The sequence below is a fragment of the Geobacter sp. FeAm09 genome (genome assembly GCF_008330225.1).
Taxonomy (GTDB): Bacteria; Desulfobacterota; Desulfuromonadia; order Geobacterales; family Pseudopelobacteraceae; genus Oryzomonas.
Genome location: NZ_CP042466.1, coordinates 3,044,062 through 3,062,318 on the forward strand (window position 1 = coordinate 3,044,062; position 18,257 = coordinate 3,062,318).

At 65.4% G+C, this 18,257-nt stretch carries 19 protein-coding genes and 1 pseudogene; 7 read left to right on the plus strand and 13 right to left on the minus strand.

Annotated features, from left to right (window positions below; all coding sequences use genetic code 11):
• Positions 1–37: 37 nt before the first annotated feature.
• A complete protein-coding gene (locus FO488_RS14255; protein ID WP_149211170.1) occupies positions 38–1,366 on the minus strand; it encodes a hypothetical protein in 1,329 nt (442 codons plus the stop codon).
• A gap of 161 nt (positions 1,367–1,527) precedes the next feature.
• Here FO488_RS14255 and hypE point away from each other — a divergent pair, with 161 nt between their 5' ends.
• The 7 genes from hypE (at position 1,528) to FO488_RS14290 (ending at position 7,127) form a co-directional block, all read left to right on the plus strand.
• A complete protein-coding gene (gene hypE, locus FO488_RS14260) occupies positions 1,528–2,541 on the plus strand; it encodes a hydrogenase expression/formation protein HypE (RefSeq protein ID WP_149211171.1) in 1,014 nt (337 codons plus the stop codon).
• Positions 2,542–2,695: 154 nt separating this feature from the next.
• Complete coding sequence (gene ybaK, locus FO488_RS14265) at positions 2,696–3,181, plus strand: Cys-tRNA(Pro) deacylase (protein WP_149211172.1); 486 nt, start codon at positions 2,696–2,698, stop codon at positions 3,179–3,181.
• Between the two features lie 12 nt (positions 3,182–3,193).
• A complete protein-coding gene (locus FO488_RS14270; protein ID WP_149211173.1) occupies positions 3,194–3,646 on the plus strand; it encodes an N-acetyltransferase in 453 nt (150 codons plus the stop codon).
• A gap of 154 nt (positions 3,647–3,800) precedes the next feature.
• On the plus strand, positions 3,801–4,304 hold the full coding sequence (locus FO488_RS14275; protein ID WP_149211174.1) for an NAD(P)H-dependent oxidoreductase subunit E: 504 nt from the start codon (positions 3,801–3,803) through the stop codon (positions 4,302–4,304).
• On the plus strand, positions 4,301–5,929 hold the full coding sequence (locus FO488_RS14280) for a NuoF family protein (RefSeq protein WP_149211175.1): 1,629 nt from the start codon (positions 4,301–4,303) through the stop codon (positions 5,927–5,929). The genes FO488_RS14275 and FO488_RS14280 overlap by 4 nt, the downstream gene beginning before the upstream one ends.
• Entirely contained in the window at positions 5,917–6,615 is a 699-nt protein-coding gene (gene hoxU, locus FO488_RS14285; protein ID WP_149211176.1) for a bidirectional hydrogenase complex protein HoxU, read from the plus strand. The genes FO488_RS14280 and hoxU overlap by 13 nt, the downstream gene beginning before the upstream one ends.
• Positions 6,612–7,127: an NADP oxidoreductase gene (locus FO488_RS14290; RefSeq protein ID WP_149211177.1), complete on the plus strand. Its 516-nt coding sequence runs from the start codon at positions 6,612–6,614 to the stop codon at positions 7,125–7,127. The genes hoxU and FO488_RS14290 overlap by 4 nt, the downstream gene beginning before the upstream one ends.
• Before the next feature lie 15 nt (positions 7,128–7,142).
• Here FO488_RS14290 and cysK read toward each other — a convergent pair whose 3' ends face one another.
• The 12 genes and pseudogenes from cysK to groL all read right to left on the minus strand — a co-directional run bounded on the left by cysK (position 7,143) and on the right by groL (position 18,139).
• The gene (gene cysK / locus FO488_RS14295) at positions 7,143–8,066 is read right to left on the minus strand and encodes a cysteine synthase A (protein WP_149212199.1); all 924 of its coding nucleotides are present in this window, start codon (positions 8,064–8,066) and stop codon (positions 7,143–7,145) included.
• 145 nt (positions 8,067–8,211) lie between these two features.
• Positions 8,212–8,688, minus strand: coding sequence for an Rrf2 family transcriptional regulator (locus FO488_RS14300; protein ID WP_149211178.1), 477 nt, complete (start codon positions 8,686–8,688; stop codon positions 8,212–8,214).
• A 90-nt stretch (positions 8,689–8,778) separates the two neighbouring features.
• The gene (locus FO488_RS14305; RefSeq protein ID WP_149211179.1) at positions 8,779–9,555 is read right to left on the minus strand and encodes a ComF family protein; all 777 of its coding nucleotides are present in this window, start codon (positions 9,553–9,555) and stop codon (positions 8,779–8,781) included.
• Between the two features lie 58 nt (positions 9,556–9,613).
• Complete coding sequence (locus tag FO488_RS14310; protein WP_240731959.1) at positions 9,614–11,059, minus strand: DUF4139 domain-containing protein; 1,446 nt, start codon at positions 11,057–11,059, stop codon at positions 9,614–9,616.
• Positions 11,060–11,101: 42 nt separating this feature from the next.
• On the minus strand, positions 11,102–11,674 hold the full coding sequence (locus FO488_RS14315; RefSeq protein WP_149211180.1) for a peptidylprolyl isomerase: 573 nt from the start codon (positions 11,672–11,674) through the stop codon (positions 11,102–11,104).
• A 70-nt stretch (positions 11,675–11,744) separates the two neighbouring features.
• A complete protein-coding gene (locus FO488_RS14320) occupies positions 11,745–13,106 on the minus strand; it encodes a cell wall metabolism sensor histidine kinase WalK (RefSeq protein ID WP_149211181.1) in 1,362 nt (453 codons plus the stop codon).
• Positions 13,096–13,797 carry a response regulator transcription factor gene (locus FO488_RS14325; RefSeq protein ID WP_149211182.1) on the minus strand — a complete coding sequence of 234 codons (702 nt, stop codon included), beginning with the start codon at positions 13,795–13,797 and terminating at the stop codon, positions 13,096–13,098. Before FO488_RS14325 ends, FO488_RS14320 begins: the two co-directional genes overlap by 11 nt.
• 57 nt (positions 13,798–13,854) lie before the next feature.
• Positions 13,855–14,235 carry a hypothetical protein gene (locus FO488_RS14330; RefSeq protein WP_149211183.1) on the minus strand — a complete coding sequence of 127 codons (381 nt, stop codon included), beginning with the start codon at positions 14,233–14,235 and terminating at the stop codon, positions 13,855–13,857.
• 94 nt (positions 14,236–14,329) lie between these two features.
• Positions 14,330–14,749: a hypothetical protein gene (locus tag FO488_RS14335; protein ID WP_149211184.1), complete on the minus strand. Its 420-nt coding sequence runs from the start codon at positions 14,747–14,749 to the stop codon at positions 14,330–14,332.
• Between the two features lie 83 nt (positions 14,750–14,832).
• Positions 14,833–15,890, minus strand: a pseudogene (gene hemH / locus FO488_RS14340) (ferrochelatase).
• A 12-nt stretch (positions 15,891–15,902) separates the two neighbouring features.
• A complete protein-coding gene (locus FO488_RS14345; protein WP_149211185.1) occupies positions 15,903–16,220 on the minus strand; it encodes a cupin domain-containing protein in 318 nt (105 codons plus the stop codon).
• A 272-nt stretch (positions 16,221–16,492) separates the two neighbouring features.
• On the minus strand, positions 16,493–18,139 hold the full coding sequence (gene groL / locus FO488_RS14350) for a chaperonin GroEL (RefSeq protein WP_149211186.1): 1,647 nt from the start codon (positions 18,137–18,139) through the stop codon (positions 16,493–16,495).
• Positions 18,140–18,257 lie beyond the last annotated feature (118 nt).

Here is an 18,257-nt window from a genome sequence, read left to right on the forward strand (position 1 = left end):
TGTTCGACAGATAGGGTAGTTTCACGGCGGCCCGCCATCAGAGGATTCCCACCCCAAGCTCATCGCGCAGCAGGTACGCAATGATTTCGTGGTTCAGCCAAAGGGCGGCGGCCCCGGGATTCCAGGAGGCGTGCAGCATCAACCGGCCGGTGGACAGAAAAACGATACGGGAAAGCTCCGCGCAGATCAACTGTTTCTGGTCGGCATGCATGCCCATCAGTTCGGTGGAACTGGCCAGCATCAGCTCCATCTGCTCCCGGGTGCTATGCTGGGGCCAGGTGGCGAAATCCAGCATCCCGGCCAAAAGCGGCGACGACAGGTAGGCGTCGGCCCGCTCCAGCAGATGCTCCACCGTCTCACCGTCCTTGAGCATGGCCTGGCAACGTTCGTAAAGCGGCGCGGCGGCCGGCTCGCCCGCCACATACCGGATGGCGGACAGAAGCGGATAGAGGGAGATTTCCACGCCGAGGAACAGGGCGCTGGAATTGGTCTGGATCTCGGGGCAGTTGAAGACCGTGGCGACGACGCCGTTCCCGGTGGCCTCGGCGGCGATTGCCTCGAGGCGCATCTTGGCCCACCCCTGGACGTAGGGGGTGTAGGACTGCCAGCGGTACTCGCCCCCCACCATCACGGCGGTGCCGTGGTAGCCGTAGGCACAGTAGCGCACCTGCCCGCCGGCGGCGGCAAGACGCTCGCGCAGGGCAGCCGATTCCTCGATCAGGTAGCGGAAGGTGTCTCCCGTGACCTCGTTGAAACTGGCGTCGCACAGGCGCCCCAGATCGCTGTTCCAGAAACCTTCCGAGGCGAGGTACTTATCGCCGGTTCCCTTGAATACGCGGTTGAGGAGCGGCATGAAGACCCGCGCCCGGGGGATGCCGCCCGCCATGGAGTGGGCGAAGAGCACATTGGCGCCGGCCGGAATGCGCTGGGCGAGCTGGTGCATCACCTGCGCCAGCGCGGCACGCACGCGGGCCGTTCCGGCACTCCTGGCCTTCTCGACAAAATCGGGGCTGAAACCGATGGCAGCCCAGTCGTCCGGCTTGGCCTTCTTGAGCTGCTCGGCCACCGACGGCTCTCCGTCCACCTGCTCCATGTCGAAGCCGGCCTCCAGGGGGACGTTGATGATGCTCCCCCCCAAAAGTGCCTCGGCATCCGCCAACTCCTCCGCGGTCAGCGGCCGCAGGGTGCCGTCGCTGTCGCGCCGCCCCACGGTGGTGCCGATCACCGCCATGCCGACGCGCCGGGCTTCCTCCACCAGGCCGTTGGCATACCCGCGGCCGAAAAGCTCTCCCACCAGGACCAGCACGTCTCCCGGCCGGTATCCCGCCGTATCCGGCAGTTTTTCCAGTGGCTTATATTCAGTCATGCAATCCTCCGCCTGCTTTCCCGTTTTCCAACGAGAGTATTCAAAACTTGGTACTCTTATCACGAACCGGCCGGCAAAGTGAACAGAAAAAGCTGCCGTGACAATGGGGGGCTTTCGTGCTATCGTGGGTAAAAACAATCAGCAGGAGACCCAATCTCACCGTGAACAGCGACCTCATCCTTCTCGGCCACGGCAGCGGCGGCCGGCTTTCCCACCAACTTCTGGACGAACTGATCATCCCCGCCCTGAGCGGCATCGCCCCTTCCGGGCAGAACGACGCGGCCCTGCTCCCTCCGCCCGCCGGCCAGTTGGCCTACACCACCGACTCCTTCGTGGTCGATCCGATCTTTTTCCCCGGCGGCACCATCGGTAGCCTGGCGGTCCACGGCACGGTCAACGACCTGGCCATGATGGGCGCGCGGCCGCTCTACCTGAGCGTCGGCCTGATCATCGAAGAGGGGTTCAGCCGGGCGGACCTGAAAACCGTGCTGGACGACATGCGCCAGGCCGCCGACAAGGCCCAGGTGCGGATCGTGACCGGCGATACCAAGGTCGTCCCCCGGGGCAAGGCGGACAAAATCTTCATCACCACCGCAGGCATCGGCACGGTCGAACACGACATCGCCATCCACGGGGCCAATGCCCGACCGGGGGACAAGATCCTCATCAACGGCACCGTGGGCGATCACGGCATCGCCGTCATGGCCGGCCGCGAGGGGCTCAACGTCGGCACCGACATCCGCAGCGACTCGGCCGCCCTCAACAGCCTGGTGGCAAGCATCATCGCCGAGGCGGGAGACCAACTGCACGTGCTCCGCGACCCGACCCGCGGCGGCATCGCCACCACCATCAAGGAGATCGCCCACCAGTCGGGCGTGGCAATAACCCTGCACGAGGAGCAGATCCCCGTGAACCAGGCGGTGCGCGGCGTCTGCTCGATCCTTGGCCTCGATCCGCTCTTCGTCGCCAACGAGGGGAAGCTGCTGGCCTTTGTGACCCCCGATGCCGCCGAGCGGGTCGTGGCGGCAATGAAACGGCACCCCCTCGGCACCCATGCCGCCATCATCGGCGAGGTAGCCGACGGCGAGCCGGGCCGGGTCCGCATGGAGACCAGCATCGGCGGCACGCGAGCGGTGGAGATGCTGGCCGGGGAGCAACTGCCCAGGATCTGCTGAAGTACAAAACAACATCTGCCACAGAGACACAGAGAAAACCATGAGTAAGGCAAACCGAAGGGCAGTTTTTGATGACGACTTTGCCCCGAAAATGTTCTTTTGCCTTTCTCTGTGAACCTCTGTGTCTCTGTGGCAGATTCAAGGTTTTATGAAAATGGCAAAGGAAAAGACACCCATAACCCCGGCCATCCGCCAGTTACGGGCCGAAAAGGTCGAGTTCGCCGACCGCCTCTACACCTACGAGGAAAAAGGGGGCACCGCCGTTTCCGCCCGGGAACTGGGGGTTGACGAACACCGCGTGATCAAGACCCTGATCATGGAGGATGAGGCAAAAAAACCGCTCATCGTCCTGATGCACGGCGATCTGCAGGTTTCCACCAAAGAGCTGGCCCGCATCATCGGCGTCAAACAGATCACCCCCTGCACGCCGGAAACCGCGCAGAAGCACAGCGGCTACCAGGTGGGGGGCACCTCGCCCTTCGGCACGCGCAGGCAGATGCCGGTGTATCTGGAAGAGACCATAACCGGGCTGGACAGGATCTACATCAACGGCGGCAAACGCGGTTACCTGGTGGCGCTGGCGCCGTCGGAACTGGTGAGGGTCCTGAAACCGATGCCGGTACATGTGGGGATACGTTAGGAGAGAGACGGCATGATCCGTAAGGCACAGATAAGCGACGTCAAGGAAATCCAGAAGCTGTTGATGAAGTACGCAAGCCAGGGAGACATGCTCTCCCGCTCCCTGTCGGAACTGTATGAATCGTTGCGCGATTTTTACGTCGTTGTGGACGACGGCACCCTCCTGGGAGCGGCCGCCCTGCACATCGTCTGGGATGACCTGGCCGAGGTGCGCTCCGTGGCGGTGGCCGAGGAGGCCGGCCGCAGGGGCATCGGCAGCCAACTGGTGCAGGCCTGCATCGACGAAGCGCGCCAGATCGGCCTCAAGCGCATTTTCTGTCTGACCTACAAACCGGAGTTCTTCGCCACCCTCGGCTTCCGCCTGGTGGACAAGTCCGAGCTCCCTCAAAAGGTGTGGGGCGACTGCATCAAGTGCGTCAAGTTCCCGGACTGCGACGAGAACGCCATGATCCTGGACCTGCCCTGAGAGCATTTAGTTGGCCCGCCGGTCTGCTTCAAGGCCCTTTCCTTCACCGGAGAGGGCTTTTCTTTTTTGTCCCGCTGCTCGTTGAGTATCGTCGGGCCGGTGGTAGTATTGACGTGACAGGAACTATCCCGGTTCAACGCAAAGGCCCATCAGGATGGATACCCACGGCACGCATCGGCAGAACGACCGTTTCCGGGGCATCGAGCGCGTCATGCGGCAGCACCGCCTGCGCCCGGACAGCCTCATCGAGGTGCTCCACGCCGCCCAGCGGCAGCACGGCTGGCTGGATCGCGAGTTGCTGGGGTTCGTAGCCGCGCGGCTCGGCCTGCCTCCCAGCCTCGTCTACGGGGTTGCCAGCTTCTACCACGCCTTTCGGCTCGAACCGCCCGGGCGGCACCGCTGTACGGTCTGCACCGGCACCTCGTGCCACCTCAAAGGGGGCTCCCGGCTTGTGCGGCAGTTGGAGCGGCATTACCGCATCCCCTGTGGCGCAACCACCCCCGACGGCAGCCTGACGCTGGAGAACGTGCGCTGCCTGGGCGCCTGCGGCCTGGCGCCGCTGGTCATGATCGACGGCGAGCCCTGCCCCCATGCCGCGTTTGCCCCGGTCGTGGCACTGGTTACGGCCCGCCGGGATGGCTGGGAGCCCGCTCCGTGAGGACGTTGCCGCCGCGCACCGCCGACCCGGCGGCAGACGCCGGGGGCCTGCGGGTTTCCGTCTGCCTGGGCTCCCCCTGCCTGGCCTCCGGTGCCGCCGGGGTGCTGCGGGCCCTTCGCGAAACCTGGGGCGAGGAGGGCGTTGCCGTCATCGGCACCGGCTGCATGGGGCCGTGCAGCCGCGGCCCCATGATCAGGATCGAGCGGGAGGGGCGCCCGGAGGCCTATTATGAACGCATGACGCCCCAGGCCGCCCGGAGGACGGTGGCGGCCCACCTGGCCGGCACGCCTCCCGAACAGGGACGCCTGCCGTCCGACTTTCCCTTCATCGCCCGCCAGAAACGCGTCGTCCTGGAACAGTGCGGCAGGATCGACCCGAACGACCTGAACAGCGCCCGGGCCGCCGGCGGCTACCGCGCCCTGGCCCACGCCATCGGAGAGATGACGCCGGAGCAGGTCTGTGGCGAGATCGGCGCCAGCGGCCTGCGCGGCCGGGGCGGGGGCGGCTACCCCACCGGCGCCAAATGGGAATCGGTACGGACGGCACGCGGCAGGCGCAAATTCGTGGTGGCCAACGGCGACGAGGGGGACCCGGGCGCGTTCATGGACCGCACCCTCATGGAGTCCGACCCGCACCGGCTGCTGGAGGGCATGGCCATTGCCGGGTATGCCGTGGGAGCCCGCGAGGGCTTCATCTTCGTCCGGGGCGAATACCCCCTGGCGGCCCAGCGCCTGGCTGCGGCGATCGACGATGCCGGCAAGGCCGGCCTGTTGGGGCGGAACATCCTGGGGAGCGGCTTTTCCTTCCGCATCCGCCTGCGCATCGGGGCGGGCGCCTTCGTGTGCGGCGAAGAGACGGCCCTCATGGCGTCGGTCATGGGACGGCGGGCCCAGCCGGTCATCCGCCCCCCCTACCCGGCCCAGCGCGGCCTGTGGGGCGCCTCGACCCTGATCAACAACGTGGAGACCTTCGGCTGCATCGCCCCGATCATCCGCAACGGCGCGGCTTGGTTCAGGGCCATGGGCACGCCGGGCAACAGCGGCACCAAGGTCTTTTCCATTTCCGGCGACGTGGCCACCGAAGGGGTGCTGGAGGTGCCGCTCGGGACGCCGCTCAGGGAGCTGCTGGCCATGGCCGGCGGCATGAGCGGCGGCGACTTCAAGGCGGCCCAGACCGGCGGCGCCGGCGGCGGCTGCATCCCGGCCAGCCATGCGGATGTGCCGGTGGACTACGAGGCGCTCAAGGACCTCGGTTCCATCATGGGCTCCGGCGGCCTGATCGTCATGAACGACCGGCGCTGCATGGCGGATGTGGCCCGCTTCTTCATGGGCTTCTGCCGGGACGAGAGTTGCGGCAAGTGCGTGCCGTGCCGGACCGGCACGCAGCAGGCGGCACGCCTGCTGGACCGGATCGCTGCCGGCGCGGCGGCTCCGGACGATATCGCCCTGCTGGAACAGCTCTGCCGCTTCATGCGGGAGGCCAGCCTGTGCGGCCTGGGCATGGCGGCTCCCACGCCGGTGCTCGGCACCCTGCGCTGGTTCCGGGAGGAATACGAGAGCCATATCCGGGACCGGCGCTGCCCGGCCGGGGTCTGCGCCATGGAGGGGGAGCCGTGCCGCGACTGACGCTCACCATAAACGGCCGCAGCGTCAGCGCACGGCGGGGCGACACCATCCTGGCGGCGGCACGCCGTTCCGGCATCCGGATCCCGACCCTCTGCAACCTGGAGGGGCTGATCCCGGCCGGTGCCTGCCGGGTCTGCCTGGTGGAGGTGGCCGGGTATCCCCGCCCGGTGCCGGCCTGCGCCACCGGCATCGAACAGGGCATGGCGGTGACCACCGATTCGGAGCCCCTGGCGGCGGCGCGGCGCACGACCGTGGAACTGCTCCTGGCGGAGCGCAACCACAGCTGCGCCGTGTGTGTGATGAACCGGCACTGCCGGTTGCAGGACCTGGCGGCGCGCCTCGGCATCGACCATGTGCGTTTTGCCTTCATCTCGCCCCTGGCCGGAGTGGATATGAGCCACGAGCGTTTCGGGATCGACCACAACCGCTGCATCCTCTGCCGCCGCTGCGTGCGGGTCTGCGACGAGATCGAGGGTGCCCATACCTGGGATGTGGCGGGACGGGGGGCGGCCAGCCGGATCATCTGCGACCTGGCGCAGCCGTGGGGCACCAGCGCCACCTGCACCGGCTGCGGCAAATGCGTGCAGGCGTGCCCCACCGGCGCGCTCTTCGAAAAGGACGCTCCGACGCGAAAAGGGACCATGGACCTGGCGGGGTTGGCGCAGTGGCGGAGGAGCAGGAAATGACGCGCCCCAGGCTGGCCACCGTCTGGCTCTCCGGCTGTTCGGGCTGCCACATGAGCCTGCTCAACCTGCACGGCGACTTGCTGGAGTTGCTGGGGCGGTGCGATCTGGTCTATTCGCCCCTGGCGGATATCAAGGAGTATCCCCGCGGGGTGGATATCGCCCTGGTGGAGGGGGCGGTGGCGAACGAGGAGAACCGGGAGATGGCAGGGATCGTCAGAAGCCGGACCGCCTGCGTGGTAAGCCTGGGGGATTGCGCCGTGAACGGCAATGTGAGCGCCCTGCGCAACCCGCTCGGCCGGGAGGGCACCCTGGAGCGGGTGTATGGCGAGGCGGCCCCGGAACACGGCGTGGCGCGCCTGTTGCCCACGGCGCTGCCGCTGCACCAGGTCATCGGGGTGGATCTGTTTCTCCCCGGCTGCCCACCGGCACCGGAGAGGATCCGCTGGGTCCTGACCCGCTTGCTGGAGGGCAGGCCGGTGGCGTTGCCGCCGGAGATGCTCAGCTTCGGCTGACCGCCGATGCCGGGGCTAATCGAATACTTCCATGGAGAGGTAGCGTTCCCCCGTATCCGGCAGGATCACGACCACGTTCTTGCCGGCCCCCAGTTTGCGCGCCACCCGTAGTGCGCCGACCAGGGCCGCGCCGCTGGAGATCCCGCACAAAAGCCCCTGCTTGGCCGCCAGGGCACGGGCCGCGCTGAAGGCCTCCGCATCCGGCACGGCGATCACCTCCTGGTAAATCGAGGTATTGAGCACTTCAGGGATGAAGCCGGCCCCGATCCCCTGGATCTTGTGGGGTCCCGCCAGGCCGCCGGAGAGGACGGGCGAGCCGGCCGGCTCGACGGCGGCGATGTGGACGGCCGGGTTGTGGCGGCGGAGCACCTCGCCGACGCCGGTGATGGTTCCCCCGGTGCCGACTCCGGCCACAAAGCCGTCAATGGTCAGCCCTTTCATGGCGGCGACGATCTCCGGGCCGGTGGTGCGCCGGTGGGCCTCCGGGTTCGCGGGATTGTTGAACTGCTGCGGCAGCAGCCAGCCTTTTTCGGCCGCCAGTTCCTCGGCCTTCTGCACCGCCCCCTTCATGCCCTGGGAAGCCGGAGTCAGCACCAGTTCGGCCCGGTACGCCGTCAGGAGGCGCCGCCGTTCAAGGCTCATGGACTCGGGCATGGTCAGGACCAGCCGGTAGCCCTTCACCGCGCAGACCAGCGCCAGGCCGATGCCCGTATTGCCGCTGGTCGGCTCGACGACGGTTGCCCCCGGCTTGATGCAGCCATCCTGCTCGGCCCGCTCGATCATCGCCAGGGCGATGCGGTCCTTGATGCTGCCGCCCGGGTTGAAGGATTCAACCTTGGCATAGATGTCGGCCGCCCCCGCCTCCGTCAATCCGGAGAGCTTCACCAGCGGCGTGGCGCCGATCTGTTCGATGGCATTGGTGCTGAGAGTGATGGGCATGGTCTTGTCCTTGAACGGGGTCGGCGGGATGCGGATTCCTGCACCGCTGCGGCGCGGGGAAAAGGGCGGGGGGAAACGCACCGGATAGATGCGGCGCACGCGGCCTTTTCCCAGGGCAACGCCGAAACGGCGGAACCTGCGCTCCCTAGATATAGTACATGAAGCGGTGGTCCTGCTCCTTCTTGATCCCCATCTCCAGTCCGCGCTGGCACAGCGTCTGGAGGGTTATGCCGGAAAACAGGGTGTTGAGCAGCGTGGTGGCCTCTTCCCACACCGTCTGGGTCACGCACTGTCCCTCGAAGGGGCAGTCGCTCTTGCGCTTGCGCTTTTTCGGCGTCGTCCCGGTGCAATCCACCAGGAGCACGTCCAGTTCGGTGGCGCACAGCACGTCCAGAACCGTGATCTCCTCCGGCTTTTTGGCCAGGCAGTAGCCCCCCTGGGGTCCGCGCTTGCTTTTCAGTATCCCGGCCCGCTTGAGGTTCTGGAAGATCTGTTCGAGATACCGGGGAGAGATCTGCTGACGGCGGGAGATGTCCTGGATCTGGGCCGGCATGGTGCCACAGTTGTAGGCAATGTCGAAAAGGGCCCGCAGGCCGTACCGACTTTTCGTTGACAGACGCATAGCTTCCTCCCGGACGGTGACATCGTTGGTAGCACCATCTATAGCAAAAATACACCGTATCCGTCAACAAAACTAACCAAAACAATTCCGCTATTCCACACAAGCTGGCGCTGGTTTTCGGCAGGATTCCACCAGGTGCAGCTCAACTTTCCACAGCCCTGGCGACCGTGACCACCGCACCCCGTCGGCGCCGGCCGCCCTGAGCACGCGGGCGCACTCCCGCACGGTGCTGCCGGTGGTATAGACATCGTCCACCAGCAAGACGCGCCGCCCCCGTACGAGGCCGGCATCCCTGACGTCGAAGGCGCCCTGGACATTGGCGCGCCGCTCTGCCGCCGTCAGGGTGATCTGCGGCTCGGTCCAGCGGATGCGCCGCATGGCGGCGCGTTCCAGGGGGATACCCCATTCCCGCGCCCAGACCTCGCCCAGCAGTACCGCCTGGTTGAAACCGCGCTCCCTGAGCCTTCGCACGTGCAGCGGCACCGGCACCATCAGCTCCGGGGCGCACGCGGCCACGAACTCCCGCAGGGGGGCGGCCGCCAGCAGGGCCAGGGGACGGCGCAGGTGGGTCTTGTACCGGTATTTGTAGGCGTGGATCAGTTCGCGGCACTCCCCCTCGTAGAGCAGGGCCGCCCGGGCGGCCCCAAAGTCGGGCGGCGAATGACGGCACGCGCCGCACACATGGTCGTCGCCCGCCCCCGGGAAGGGAATGCCGCACACCGGGCAGAGCGGGTGGGGCACGCCGGACAGCCGTTCCCGGCATGCCGGGCAGATGTGCAGGGGGCCGGCATCGGGAACGAACGCCCGGCAGAGATGGCACAGCGGGGGAAAAAGGACATCCAGAAATGCTGAGAAGAATCCGTTCACGGCCGGTCACCGTAGGTCGCCCGCCCCGGCGGGGGAAAACCGGGGGCGGGCCTTTCAGCTAATAGCGCATCACCACCCGATAGGTCAGCTTCGCCTCCCCATCCGCAGCCACCGGTATCCGGTACTCCAGGACGCCGGAGCCGGCCTTGACGTAATCGTGGCTGGAGCTGAGCACCTGCCAGTCGCCCGGGACCGGTTCCGTCACCCGCACCACGACCGCCTCTTTCTTGTGGTTGCGGATCGAGATCTCGTAGGCCGCCTCGTAGCTGTCCTTGGCGCGTTTCTTCCAGTCGGTCTGCTTCTTGTCGGCCACCACGTCGAAGGCCTCCCCCAGCTTGATGCGCACCTTCTCGTCCCGCGGGGTATGGTCGATGGCGTCCTCGCCCACGAACTGGAGCGACTTGTCGCCGTCCTTTTTATAGACCCGCACGGTCCCCTTGGGCAGCGGCATCCCCAGGTGGTTTCTCTCCCGGTTCTCCAGTTCGATATACACGCCGATCTTCTGTTTTTTGGCGATATCCCCGCCGTAGGCGTCCTGGTAGTAATAGGAAGCGCCGGCGAGGAGCAGTTCCTTGCGCACCGGTATGTCGGCGGCGTCAAAGAGGCTGATCTGCTTGGACTGGTTGTCCTTGATGGTGGTGGGGCGCTGGAGCGTGTACAGGTGGTACTCCAGAAGCCCCTCCTCCCTGAACTGGGGGGCGGGAGCGGGCGCCGCCAGCATGGCCTTGGCGGCATAGCGCGGCTGCACCTCGTCGCGGACCCGGTTCACGTCCCCGGCCACCAGTTTGACGGCGGCGTTGGGATAGGTTGCCCCGCTGTTGTTGGTGATGGTGACCCACCCCCCCAGATCGGCCTTGTCGTCCCGTTCGTTGAGGGTCATGACGTAGTCGGCGCGCCAGGTTATGCCGCCGGTCAGGTAGGCGGCCTCCACCGTCTGCGCTTTCTCGCGGCCGTTTTCCAGGAGCCACACCAGGGTCGGGCTGGCGATAAGGCTGTCCGGCACCTGGGGGAAGATCACCCGCCCCGGATGGCCGTAGGTGATCTCGTTGCCGATCCTGAATACCGGGCCGTTGTTGTTGGCGAGGAGCGTGGCGGTCACCACCTCTTCCCGCTCGCTGTAGGGGTTTTTCTGGTAGAGTTTGACCTCTTTGCCCACGTACTTGTCCATCAGCTTCTGGGGGCTGAGCAGGTCATACTCGTAGTTCTGCTCCAGGACATTCAGGCCGCCCCCGTCCGCAAGGGACCGGATATGGACGCTGGCCGGCATGATGGCCGTGGCCACATCCATGAAACGGAGTTCGCTGCGGCCCCGGGGCAGGTGCAGCACGCGCAGGTCCTTGACCAGACCGAGGCTGGAATTGTAGATGGTCACCGCCACGCCGGTCTGTTCGGCCATGGTCGAGGTGGTCACCGCAGCCCCACCACCGCCCCCCCACGCCTGATGCGCCATGATCGAAACCAGCGCCGCTGCCGCCATCATCGTGCGAATCCCGCGAATCGTCATACCCCCCCCACTGTCGGGCCGCGCAGCGTACCGCAGCACAACCTATTTCAAAACCTTCACGGACTTGATCACGACCTGCTGTTCGGGCACATCCCTCATGCCGTTATGGTATCCGGTCCTGACCGCCTTTATCTTGTCCACCACGTACATCCCCTCAACCACCTTGCCGAAGACGGCATAGCCGTAGCCGTCCGGGTTGGGGCGGTTCAGCATGTCGTTGTCCACCACGTTGATGAAGAACTGTGCCGTGGCGCTGTCCGGCATGCCGGTGCGGGCCATGGCGATGGTGCCCCGGTCGTTTTTCAGGCCGTTGGCCGCCTCGTTTTTGATGGGAGCCACGGTCGGCTTCTGGACGAAGTCGGCGGTGAAGCCGCCCCCCTGGATCATGAAGCCGTTTATGACGCGGTGGAAGATCGTGCCGTTATAAAACCCGCTGTTGACATAGGCGAGGAAGTTCTTGACGCTGAGGGGCGCCTCCTTTTCGAACAGCTCCAGCTTGATGGCGCCCTGGCTGGTTTCCATGAGGACGACCGGATTGCCGCCCCCCTTCGGCGCGGCGCAGGCGACGCCGGCGGTGAACAGGAATGCGACGACGACCAGAAACTGTTTCAGCATGATGCCTCCTTGACGGCAGTATGGGATAGGGTTATGCCGGGATGGATTTTACGCCAACCGGGCGGCTAATTCAACTGCCGTAACGCGGCGCCGGCAGGAGCACCCGGAAACGGCTCCCCTCCCCTTCCCGGCTGTGGACCTCGATCCGCCCGCCGTGCCCCTCCACCAGCTCCTTGACGATGGCCAGCCCCAATCCCAGGCCGCCCTGGGGGCCCTTGTAGAAACGCTCGAAGACGTGGGGCAGATCGGCGGCGGCGATGCCGCGCCCGTTATCGGCCACGTCGATGACGATCCCCTCATCCCCGGTTCCGGCGACCACGGTGGCCCGGCCTCCCGTGCCGACCGCCTTGAGGGCGTTGCTCAACAGGTTGATGACGATCTGGCTCAGGCGGTCCGGATCGGCCTCCAGTTCGAGATCGCGCGAGCAATCCAGGAGGAGGACCGCCTGCTTTTCGGCAAAGAGGCGCTCGAAACGACCCACGATGGCGGCGAGGAACGGCCGGAGCAGGATGCGCTCCGGCCGGAGGTTCATGCTGCCGGCCTCGGCCCGGGTCAGGTCGTCCACCCCGTCCAGGATCGCGGTCAGGCGGACCGCCTCGTCGTGCAGCGATTGGAGCGCCTCCCGGGTGACCGGCAGGACATGGTCCATCATCCCCTCCAACTCCCCCTTGATGATGGCCAGCGGCGTACGCAGTTCGTGGGCCGTTCCGGAGAGCAGCCGCCGGCGCAGCTTCTCCTGGGTCTGGAGGGCGGCGGCCATGCGGTTGAAACTCTCGGACAACCGGCCCATCTCGTCGCTCCCCATGACCCGCACGCGGCGCGCCAGATCCCCCCCGGCGATGTCGCCGGCCGCCGCCGCCAGTTCCAGGACCGGCCGGGCGAGCCTGCGGGAGGCCGCCAGGCTGAGCAGAAGGGCGGCGATCCCCAGCACCCCCAGGGAGACGGCCAGGAAGCGGTTGGACGAACTGATGAAATACGCCTCCTTGAGCGGGTTGAGCACCCGCACATCCAGGCGGCCGATCTCCTCGCCCCTGAGGAACAGCGGATACGGGACGAACTCGCCCGGCGCCTCGTCGGGATCGTAACTGCTGGCGTCGAGAACCCGCTTCCGCATCAGGGGGGTCAGGCGTTCCAGGGCACCTGCCGTATCCAGGACCGCTCTGCCCGCTTGGTCGAACAGGCGCGCCTCCACATCCAGCTGCAATGCCCAGGCAAGATCCTCGGCCACGGCGGCCGGCTCCCAGGCGCCGCGTTTTTCGTACCCACCCTCGACCATGGCGATCACATGCTGGACCCGGTCCTGGGCGTCGCCGTCCCGATAGCGGTTGAAATCCCGCATGATGAAGCCGCGCAGGACGATGGACGCCGACAGGGCCACGGCCGACACCGCCAGGAACAGGAGCAGGAATTTGCAGCGCAGGCTACAGCGCATCCCGCTCTCCGCAGAACAGGTAGCCGACCCCGTAGACCGTCTTCAGAAATTCCGGTTTGCGGCTGTCGTCCTCGATCTTATGGCGCAGGTTCTTGACGTGCGAGTCGATGCTGCGTTCGTAGCCCTCGAATGAATAGCCGAGCGCCTTGGAAACCAGTTCGTCGCGGGTGAAGGTTCGTTGGGGGGATGAGGCCAGGGTGAACAGGAGCTTGAATTCGGTGGGGGTGACGGTAATGATGGTCCCCTGCTTGGTTATCTCGTAGCGGTTGCCGTCCAGCACCAGCTTCCCGTTGTTGAAGGAGAGCGGCCGACCGGGGGCCGAACCGGCCTCGGAACGTCTCAGAACCGCCTTGAGGCGGCACACCAGTTCCCGCGGGCTGGCGGGTTTGACCACGTAATCGTCGGCCCCCAGGGAGAAGCCGGCGATGCGCTCCTCCTCGGACGACTTGGCGGTCAGCATGATGATCGGCATGTCGCCCAGCGCTTTCAGGTCCTGGCACAACTCCTCGCCGCTGCCGTCGGGCAGCCCCAGATCGAGAACCACCGCCAGGGGCACCTCCTGCGAGGCCCGCGCCAGGGCTTCCCTGACGGTGGCCGCGTGCACCACCCGGAAATCGGCCCCTTCCAGGTAGGCCTTGACGATCCGGGCCAGTTTGAGATCATCCTCCACGACGAGTACGGGTGAAAGCACGGCAGCCCCTCAAACAGGGAAGTTCGGGAGATCTCTCCCGTTGGAGTCACACAGCGGTCAATAGAGGGAGCGGATACGGCCCGAGCGCTTGTCGATCATGACCCTGTCGACGAGCGTCCCCTGCCGGTCGAGGATGTCGGCCTCGTAGCGCCACTGCTTTTCCACCAGCTTGGCAACGGTCACATCCTGTCCTTCCAGGTAGCGTACGATCTGGTTGCGGGCATCGGCGGCGCCGGCGACGGGGCGACGGGCACCATAGCAGTCGCCGCGCCGCTTGCCGCACCTGCCGTGCATGCCGTGCTGACCGTGGCCGGGCCCCGGCCCGTGCAGGCTCCGGTCCTCCCCGCTCCCGCCGGTGCCCTGCGGCATCTCCGCCCGGGCAAAGGGGGCCGAGGCAACAAGCAGCACGGTTATGTATGCCAACAGGCGATGCATCATGACGTTCCCACACCTATCCGCTCAGGCGGGCAGGCCGCGCGGGAGGGGAAGCGCAATGGTGATTTTCCCCCCTCCCGTGCCGCCGGTCCCAAGGTTAACGGGCCATCGGGCCGTTGCACGGTACGCCGCCGCATCCGCCCATGCCCTTCCCCATCCCTTTCCCGTATCCCATGCCGCCGCACTCGCCGTCCCACCTGCCTGCGGGGAGGCCGTTCTTGGCGCGGATATCGCGGATCTTGGCCTGAAGCGCGCCGATTTCGGTCTGGAGCGCTGCCATACGCGCCGCATCGGGAGCAGCCTTCAGGTTTTCCCGCTGCAGTTCGAAGCGCTTGATCATCATCTCCTGCCGCAGATCGATGGTATCCCGTTGAAACGTGCGGAACTGTTCCTGGTGCGCGGCGCTGGGGGCGGCACAGTTGCCGCATCCGCGGCCGCCGTTGCCGTAGGCGAACGCGCCGCTCGTGGCGGCAAGGGCAACGGCAAGGGCAATCATCGGCATCAACAGCTTTTTCATGGTGTAGATCCTCCTCGTTTCGTGATGTGATGATTGCAGGTTACCCGACAACTGCGCGGTTATCGTGGAGAAATTATGGGCAATTATGGAGACGCTTCGGCACCCCGCACCAGATCGGCCAGGCACTGGATGAAGGCGGGCGAGCTGTTGAGGGACCCGCTGCGCCGGAAGTCGGCAATACCCAGTTGCCGGGCCTCTTCCCGGTACTGGATATCGATCTCGTAGAGGGTCTCGATATGGTCGGAGACGAAGGAAAGGGGCACCACCAGCAGCTCCTTGCACCCCGCCGCCGCCAGTTCCTCGATCTTGCTCTCGGTGGACGGCTCCAGCCACTTGACCGGTCCGGCCCGCGACTGGAAGGCCAGATGGTGCGAGATGCCGCCGAAATGTTCCATTACCAGCCGCACCGTGGCCTGGATGTGGTCCAGGTAGGGGTCGCCGGAATCGATGAACGACTGGGGCAGGCCGTGGGCCGAAAAGAGCAGCTGCACGGCGCTTCGGTCGGCATATTCGGCCAGCCCCTCTTCGACCTTCTCCACCAGGGCGCCAATATAGCCGGGATGGTCGTAGAACTGGCGGACAGAGGTCAGATCGAAGCGGACCTTCGCCTGGGCCAGCACCCGCTCCAGCTCGTTGAAACTGGAACCGGTGGTGGCCCGGGAATAGTGGGGATAAAGCGACAGCGCCACGATCCGGCTGATGCCCTCGCGCCTGATGGCCGCCAGGGCTTCGATGGTGTCCGGCTTCCAATAGCGCATGGCCACGAAGCAGCGATACCCCCCCCCAAAACCTTTTCCAGCTCGGCGCCCTGCTGCTCGGTCAACTCACGCAGGGGCGACTTTCCCCCCATCCGGCGGTAATACTCGACCACCGTGCGGGCGCGCCGGCGGGAGATGATGCGCGCGATCACCGGCTGCAGGAAAGCCGGCCCGATACGGATGATGTCCCGGTCCGAAAACAGGTTGCAGAGAAACGGTTCGACGGCGTCCAGGGAATCCGGCCCCCCCATCTGGAGCAGCAATACGGCGGTTTTTTCAGGCATAGTGTCCCTTCTCTTGCCCCGCCAGGCAGCGGGGGCGTCGCACGGCAAAAGGTCCGCAACGGAAAGCGTCTCCGTTCCCCGTTTTCGTCGGGCCGGCATGGCCTGGAGCGGTCACGCGCGGATCATCACCAGGAGCATCTTGAACGGCTTGACCGCCTTGAGCGCATGGGGCTTGTTGGCCGGCATGATGATCATCTGGCCGGCCCCCACCGTCTGGGCGCTCCCTTCGATGGTCACCTCGGCCTCGCCGTCCACCACCTGCACAAAGGCGTCGTAGGGGGCGGTATGTTCGGAAAGCCCTTGCCCGGCATCGAAGGAAAACAGCGTCAACGTCCCGATCTTCTTGTCGATCAGGGTCTTGCTGACCACCGAGCCGTCCTGGTAGGCAACCAGGTCGCTCATGGTCAGGGCTTTTCCGATCAGGTCCATGCTCTCCCCCTCTTTCAGCCAATAGAGTCTGCCAGCGGCCTCATAATATGACGTAAATGCCCTCCGGGCAACTGATTTAAACGCAAAAGGCCGGAGACATGATGCCTCCGGCCTTTTGCCCATACACGTGCGGGAACGTCGCCTTTGGAAAACGCTCTATTTTTCGTCCTGGGCAGGAAATCAAGGGGTTGCGCGGAGGCGTAGCAGCGCTACGCCGCACAAGCAAGCCCGCCGATTGACGCAGCCAGGGCGGAAAAGAGACGTTTTCCCGGTTAGTACATGCCGCCCATGCCGCCCATACCACCCATACCGCCGCCCGGCATGGCGGGCAGTGCGGATTCGTCCTTCGGCTTCTCGGCGATCAGGGCCTCGGTGGTCAGCATCAGGCCGGCGATGGAGGAGGCATTCTGCAGGGCCGAGCGGGAGACCTTGGTCGGGTCGATGATGCCGGTCTTGATCATGTCCACGTACTCGTCGGAGGAGGCGTCGTAGCCGAAAGCGTCCTTGCCGTTTTTGACCTTGTCCACCACGATGGAGGCGTCGATGCCGGCGTTCTCGGCGATCTGGCGGATCGGGGCTTCCAGGGAGGCCTTGATCACGTTCACGCCGAACTGCTGCTCGGCGGCCAACTTAAGGCCGTCCAGCACCTTGAGGGCGCGGATGTAGGCAACGCCGCCGCCCGGGACGATGCCCTCGTCAACGGCTGCGCGGGTGGCGTGCAGGGCGTCTTCCACGCGGGCCTTCTTCTCTTTCATCTCCACTTCGGTAGCGGCACCGACCTTGATGACGGCAACGCCGCCCACCAGCTTGGCCAGGCGCTCCTGGAGCTTTTCACGGTCGTAATCGCTGGTGGTTTCCTCGATCTGGGCACGGATCATCTTGACGCGGCCCTGGATGGCTTCTTCCTTGCCGTCGCCGTCGATGATGGTGGTGTTGTCCTTATCGATGGTGATGCGCTTGGCGCGGCCCAGCATCTCGATGGTCGTCTGGTCGAGTTTGAAGCCGACCTCTTCGGAGATCACCTGGCCGCCGGTCAGGATGGCCAGGTCTTCCAGCATGGCCTTGCGGCGGTCGCCGAAACCGGGGGCCTTGACGGCGGCAACGTTCAGCACGCCGCGCAGTTTGTTGACCACCAGGGTAGCCAGCGCTTCGCCTTCGATGTCCTCGGCGATGATCAGCAGCGGACGGCCGGTTTTGGCGGTCTGCTCGAGGACCGGGAGCAGGTCCTTCATGTTGGAGATCTTCTTGTCGTGGATCAGGATCACGGCGTTCTCGAGGGTGGCCTCCATGCGCTCCGGATCGGTGACAAAGTAGGGGGAGAGGTAGCCGCGGTCGAACTGCATGCCTTCCACGGTTTCAAGGCTCGTTTCCATGGCCTTGGCTTCCTCGACGGTGATCACGCCTTCCTTGCCGACCTTTTCCATGGCCTCGGCAATGATGTCGCCGATGGTCTTGTCGTTGTTGGCGGAGATGGTGCCGACCTGAGCGATTTCCTTGTGGTCCTTGATCGGCTTGGAGATCTTTTTCAGCTCATCCACGATGGTCTCGACGGCCTTGTCGATGCCGCGCTTGATCTCCATCGGATTGTGGCCGGCAGCCACCAGCTTGGAACCCTGACGGTAGATGGCCTGGGCCAGGACCGTGGCGGTGGTGGTGCCGTCGCCGGCGACATCGGAGGTCTTGGAAGCGACTTCCTTCACCAGCTGGGCGCCCATGTTTTCGAACTTGTCTTCCAGTTCGATCTCCTTGGCGACCGTTACGCCGTCCTTGGTGATCAGCGGCGCGCCGAAGGATTTGTCGATAACGACATTACGGCCTTTGGGGCCGAGGGTAACCTTAACGGCGTCAGCCAGGGTGTTGACACCCTTCAGAATGGCGTTGCGGCCATCCTGGTCGAACTTGATGATCTTTGCAGCCATGTCTTATTCCTCCATGTAGGTATTTAAGAATTTAATAAAGCTTTTTGAAACGAGGATTTTTTTGTCCTGGGACTGTCAATTGAGAAATGCCGCGGAGACGTACCGGAGGTACGTCGCA

Coding starts and splice junctions, on each gene's coding strand:
- FO488_RS14255 (WP_149211170.1), bottom strand. CDS start 1,366: ATGACTGAATATAAGCCACTGGAAAAACTGCCGGATACGGCGGGATAC.
- FO488_RS14275 (WP_149211174.1), top strand. CDS start 3,801: ATGGATACCCACGGCACGCATCGGCAGAACGACCGTTTCCGGGGCATC.
- FO488_RS14320 (WP_149211181.1), bottom strand. CDS start 13,106: ATGCGCTGTAGCCTGCGCTGCAAATTCCTGCTCCTGTTCCTGGCGGTG.
- FO488_RS14330 (WP_149211183.1), bottom strand. CDS start 14,235: ATGATGCATCGCCTGTTGGCATACATAACCGTGCTGCTTGTTGCCTCG.
- FO488_RS14315 (WP_149211180.1), bottom strand. CDS start 11,674: ATGCTGAAACAGTTTCTGGTCGTCGTCGCATTCCTGTTCACCGCCGGC.
- FO488_RS14270 (WP_149211173.1), top strand. CDS start 3,194: ATGATCCGTAAGGCACAGATAAGCGACGTCAAGGAAATCCAGAAGCTG.
- cysK (WP_149212199.1), bottom strand. CDS start 8,066: ATGCCCATCACTCTCAGCACCAATGCCATCGAACAGATCGGCGCCACG.
- FO488_RS14345 (WP_149211185.1), bottom strand. CDS start 16,220: ATGGACCTGATCGGAAAAGCCCTGACCATGAGCGACCTGGTTGCCTAC.
- FO488_RS14290 (WP_149211177.1), top strand. CDS start 6,612: ATGACGCGCCCCAGGCTGGCCACCGTCTGGCTCTCCGGCTGTTCGGGC.
- FO488_RS14310 (WP_240731959.1), bottom strand. CDS start 11,059: ATGACGATTCGCGGGATTCGCACGATGATGGCGGCAGCGGCGCTGGTT.
- FO488_RS14335 (WP_149211184.1), bottom strand. CDS start 14,749: ATGAAAAAGCTGTTGATGCCGATGATTGCCCTTGCCGTTGCCCTTGCC.
- groL (WP_149211186.1), bottom strand. CDS start 18,139: ATGGCTGCAAAGATCATCAAGTTCGACCAGGATGGCCGCAACGCCATT.
- ybaK (WP_149211172.1), top strand. CDS start 2,696: ATGGCAAAGGAAAAGACACCCATAACCCCGGCCATCCGCCAGTTACGG.
- FO488_RS14300 (WP_149211178.1), bottom strand. CDS start 8,688: ATGCGTCTGTCAACGAAAAGTCGGTACGGCCTGCGGGCCCTTTTCGAC.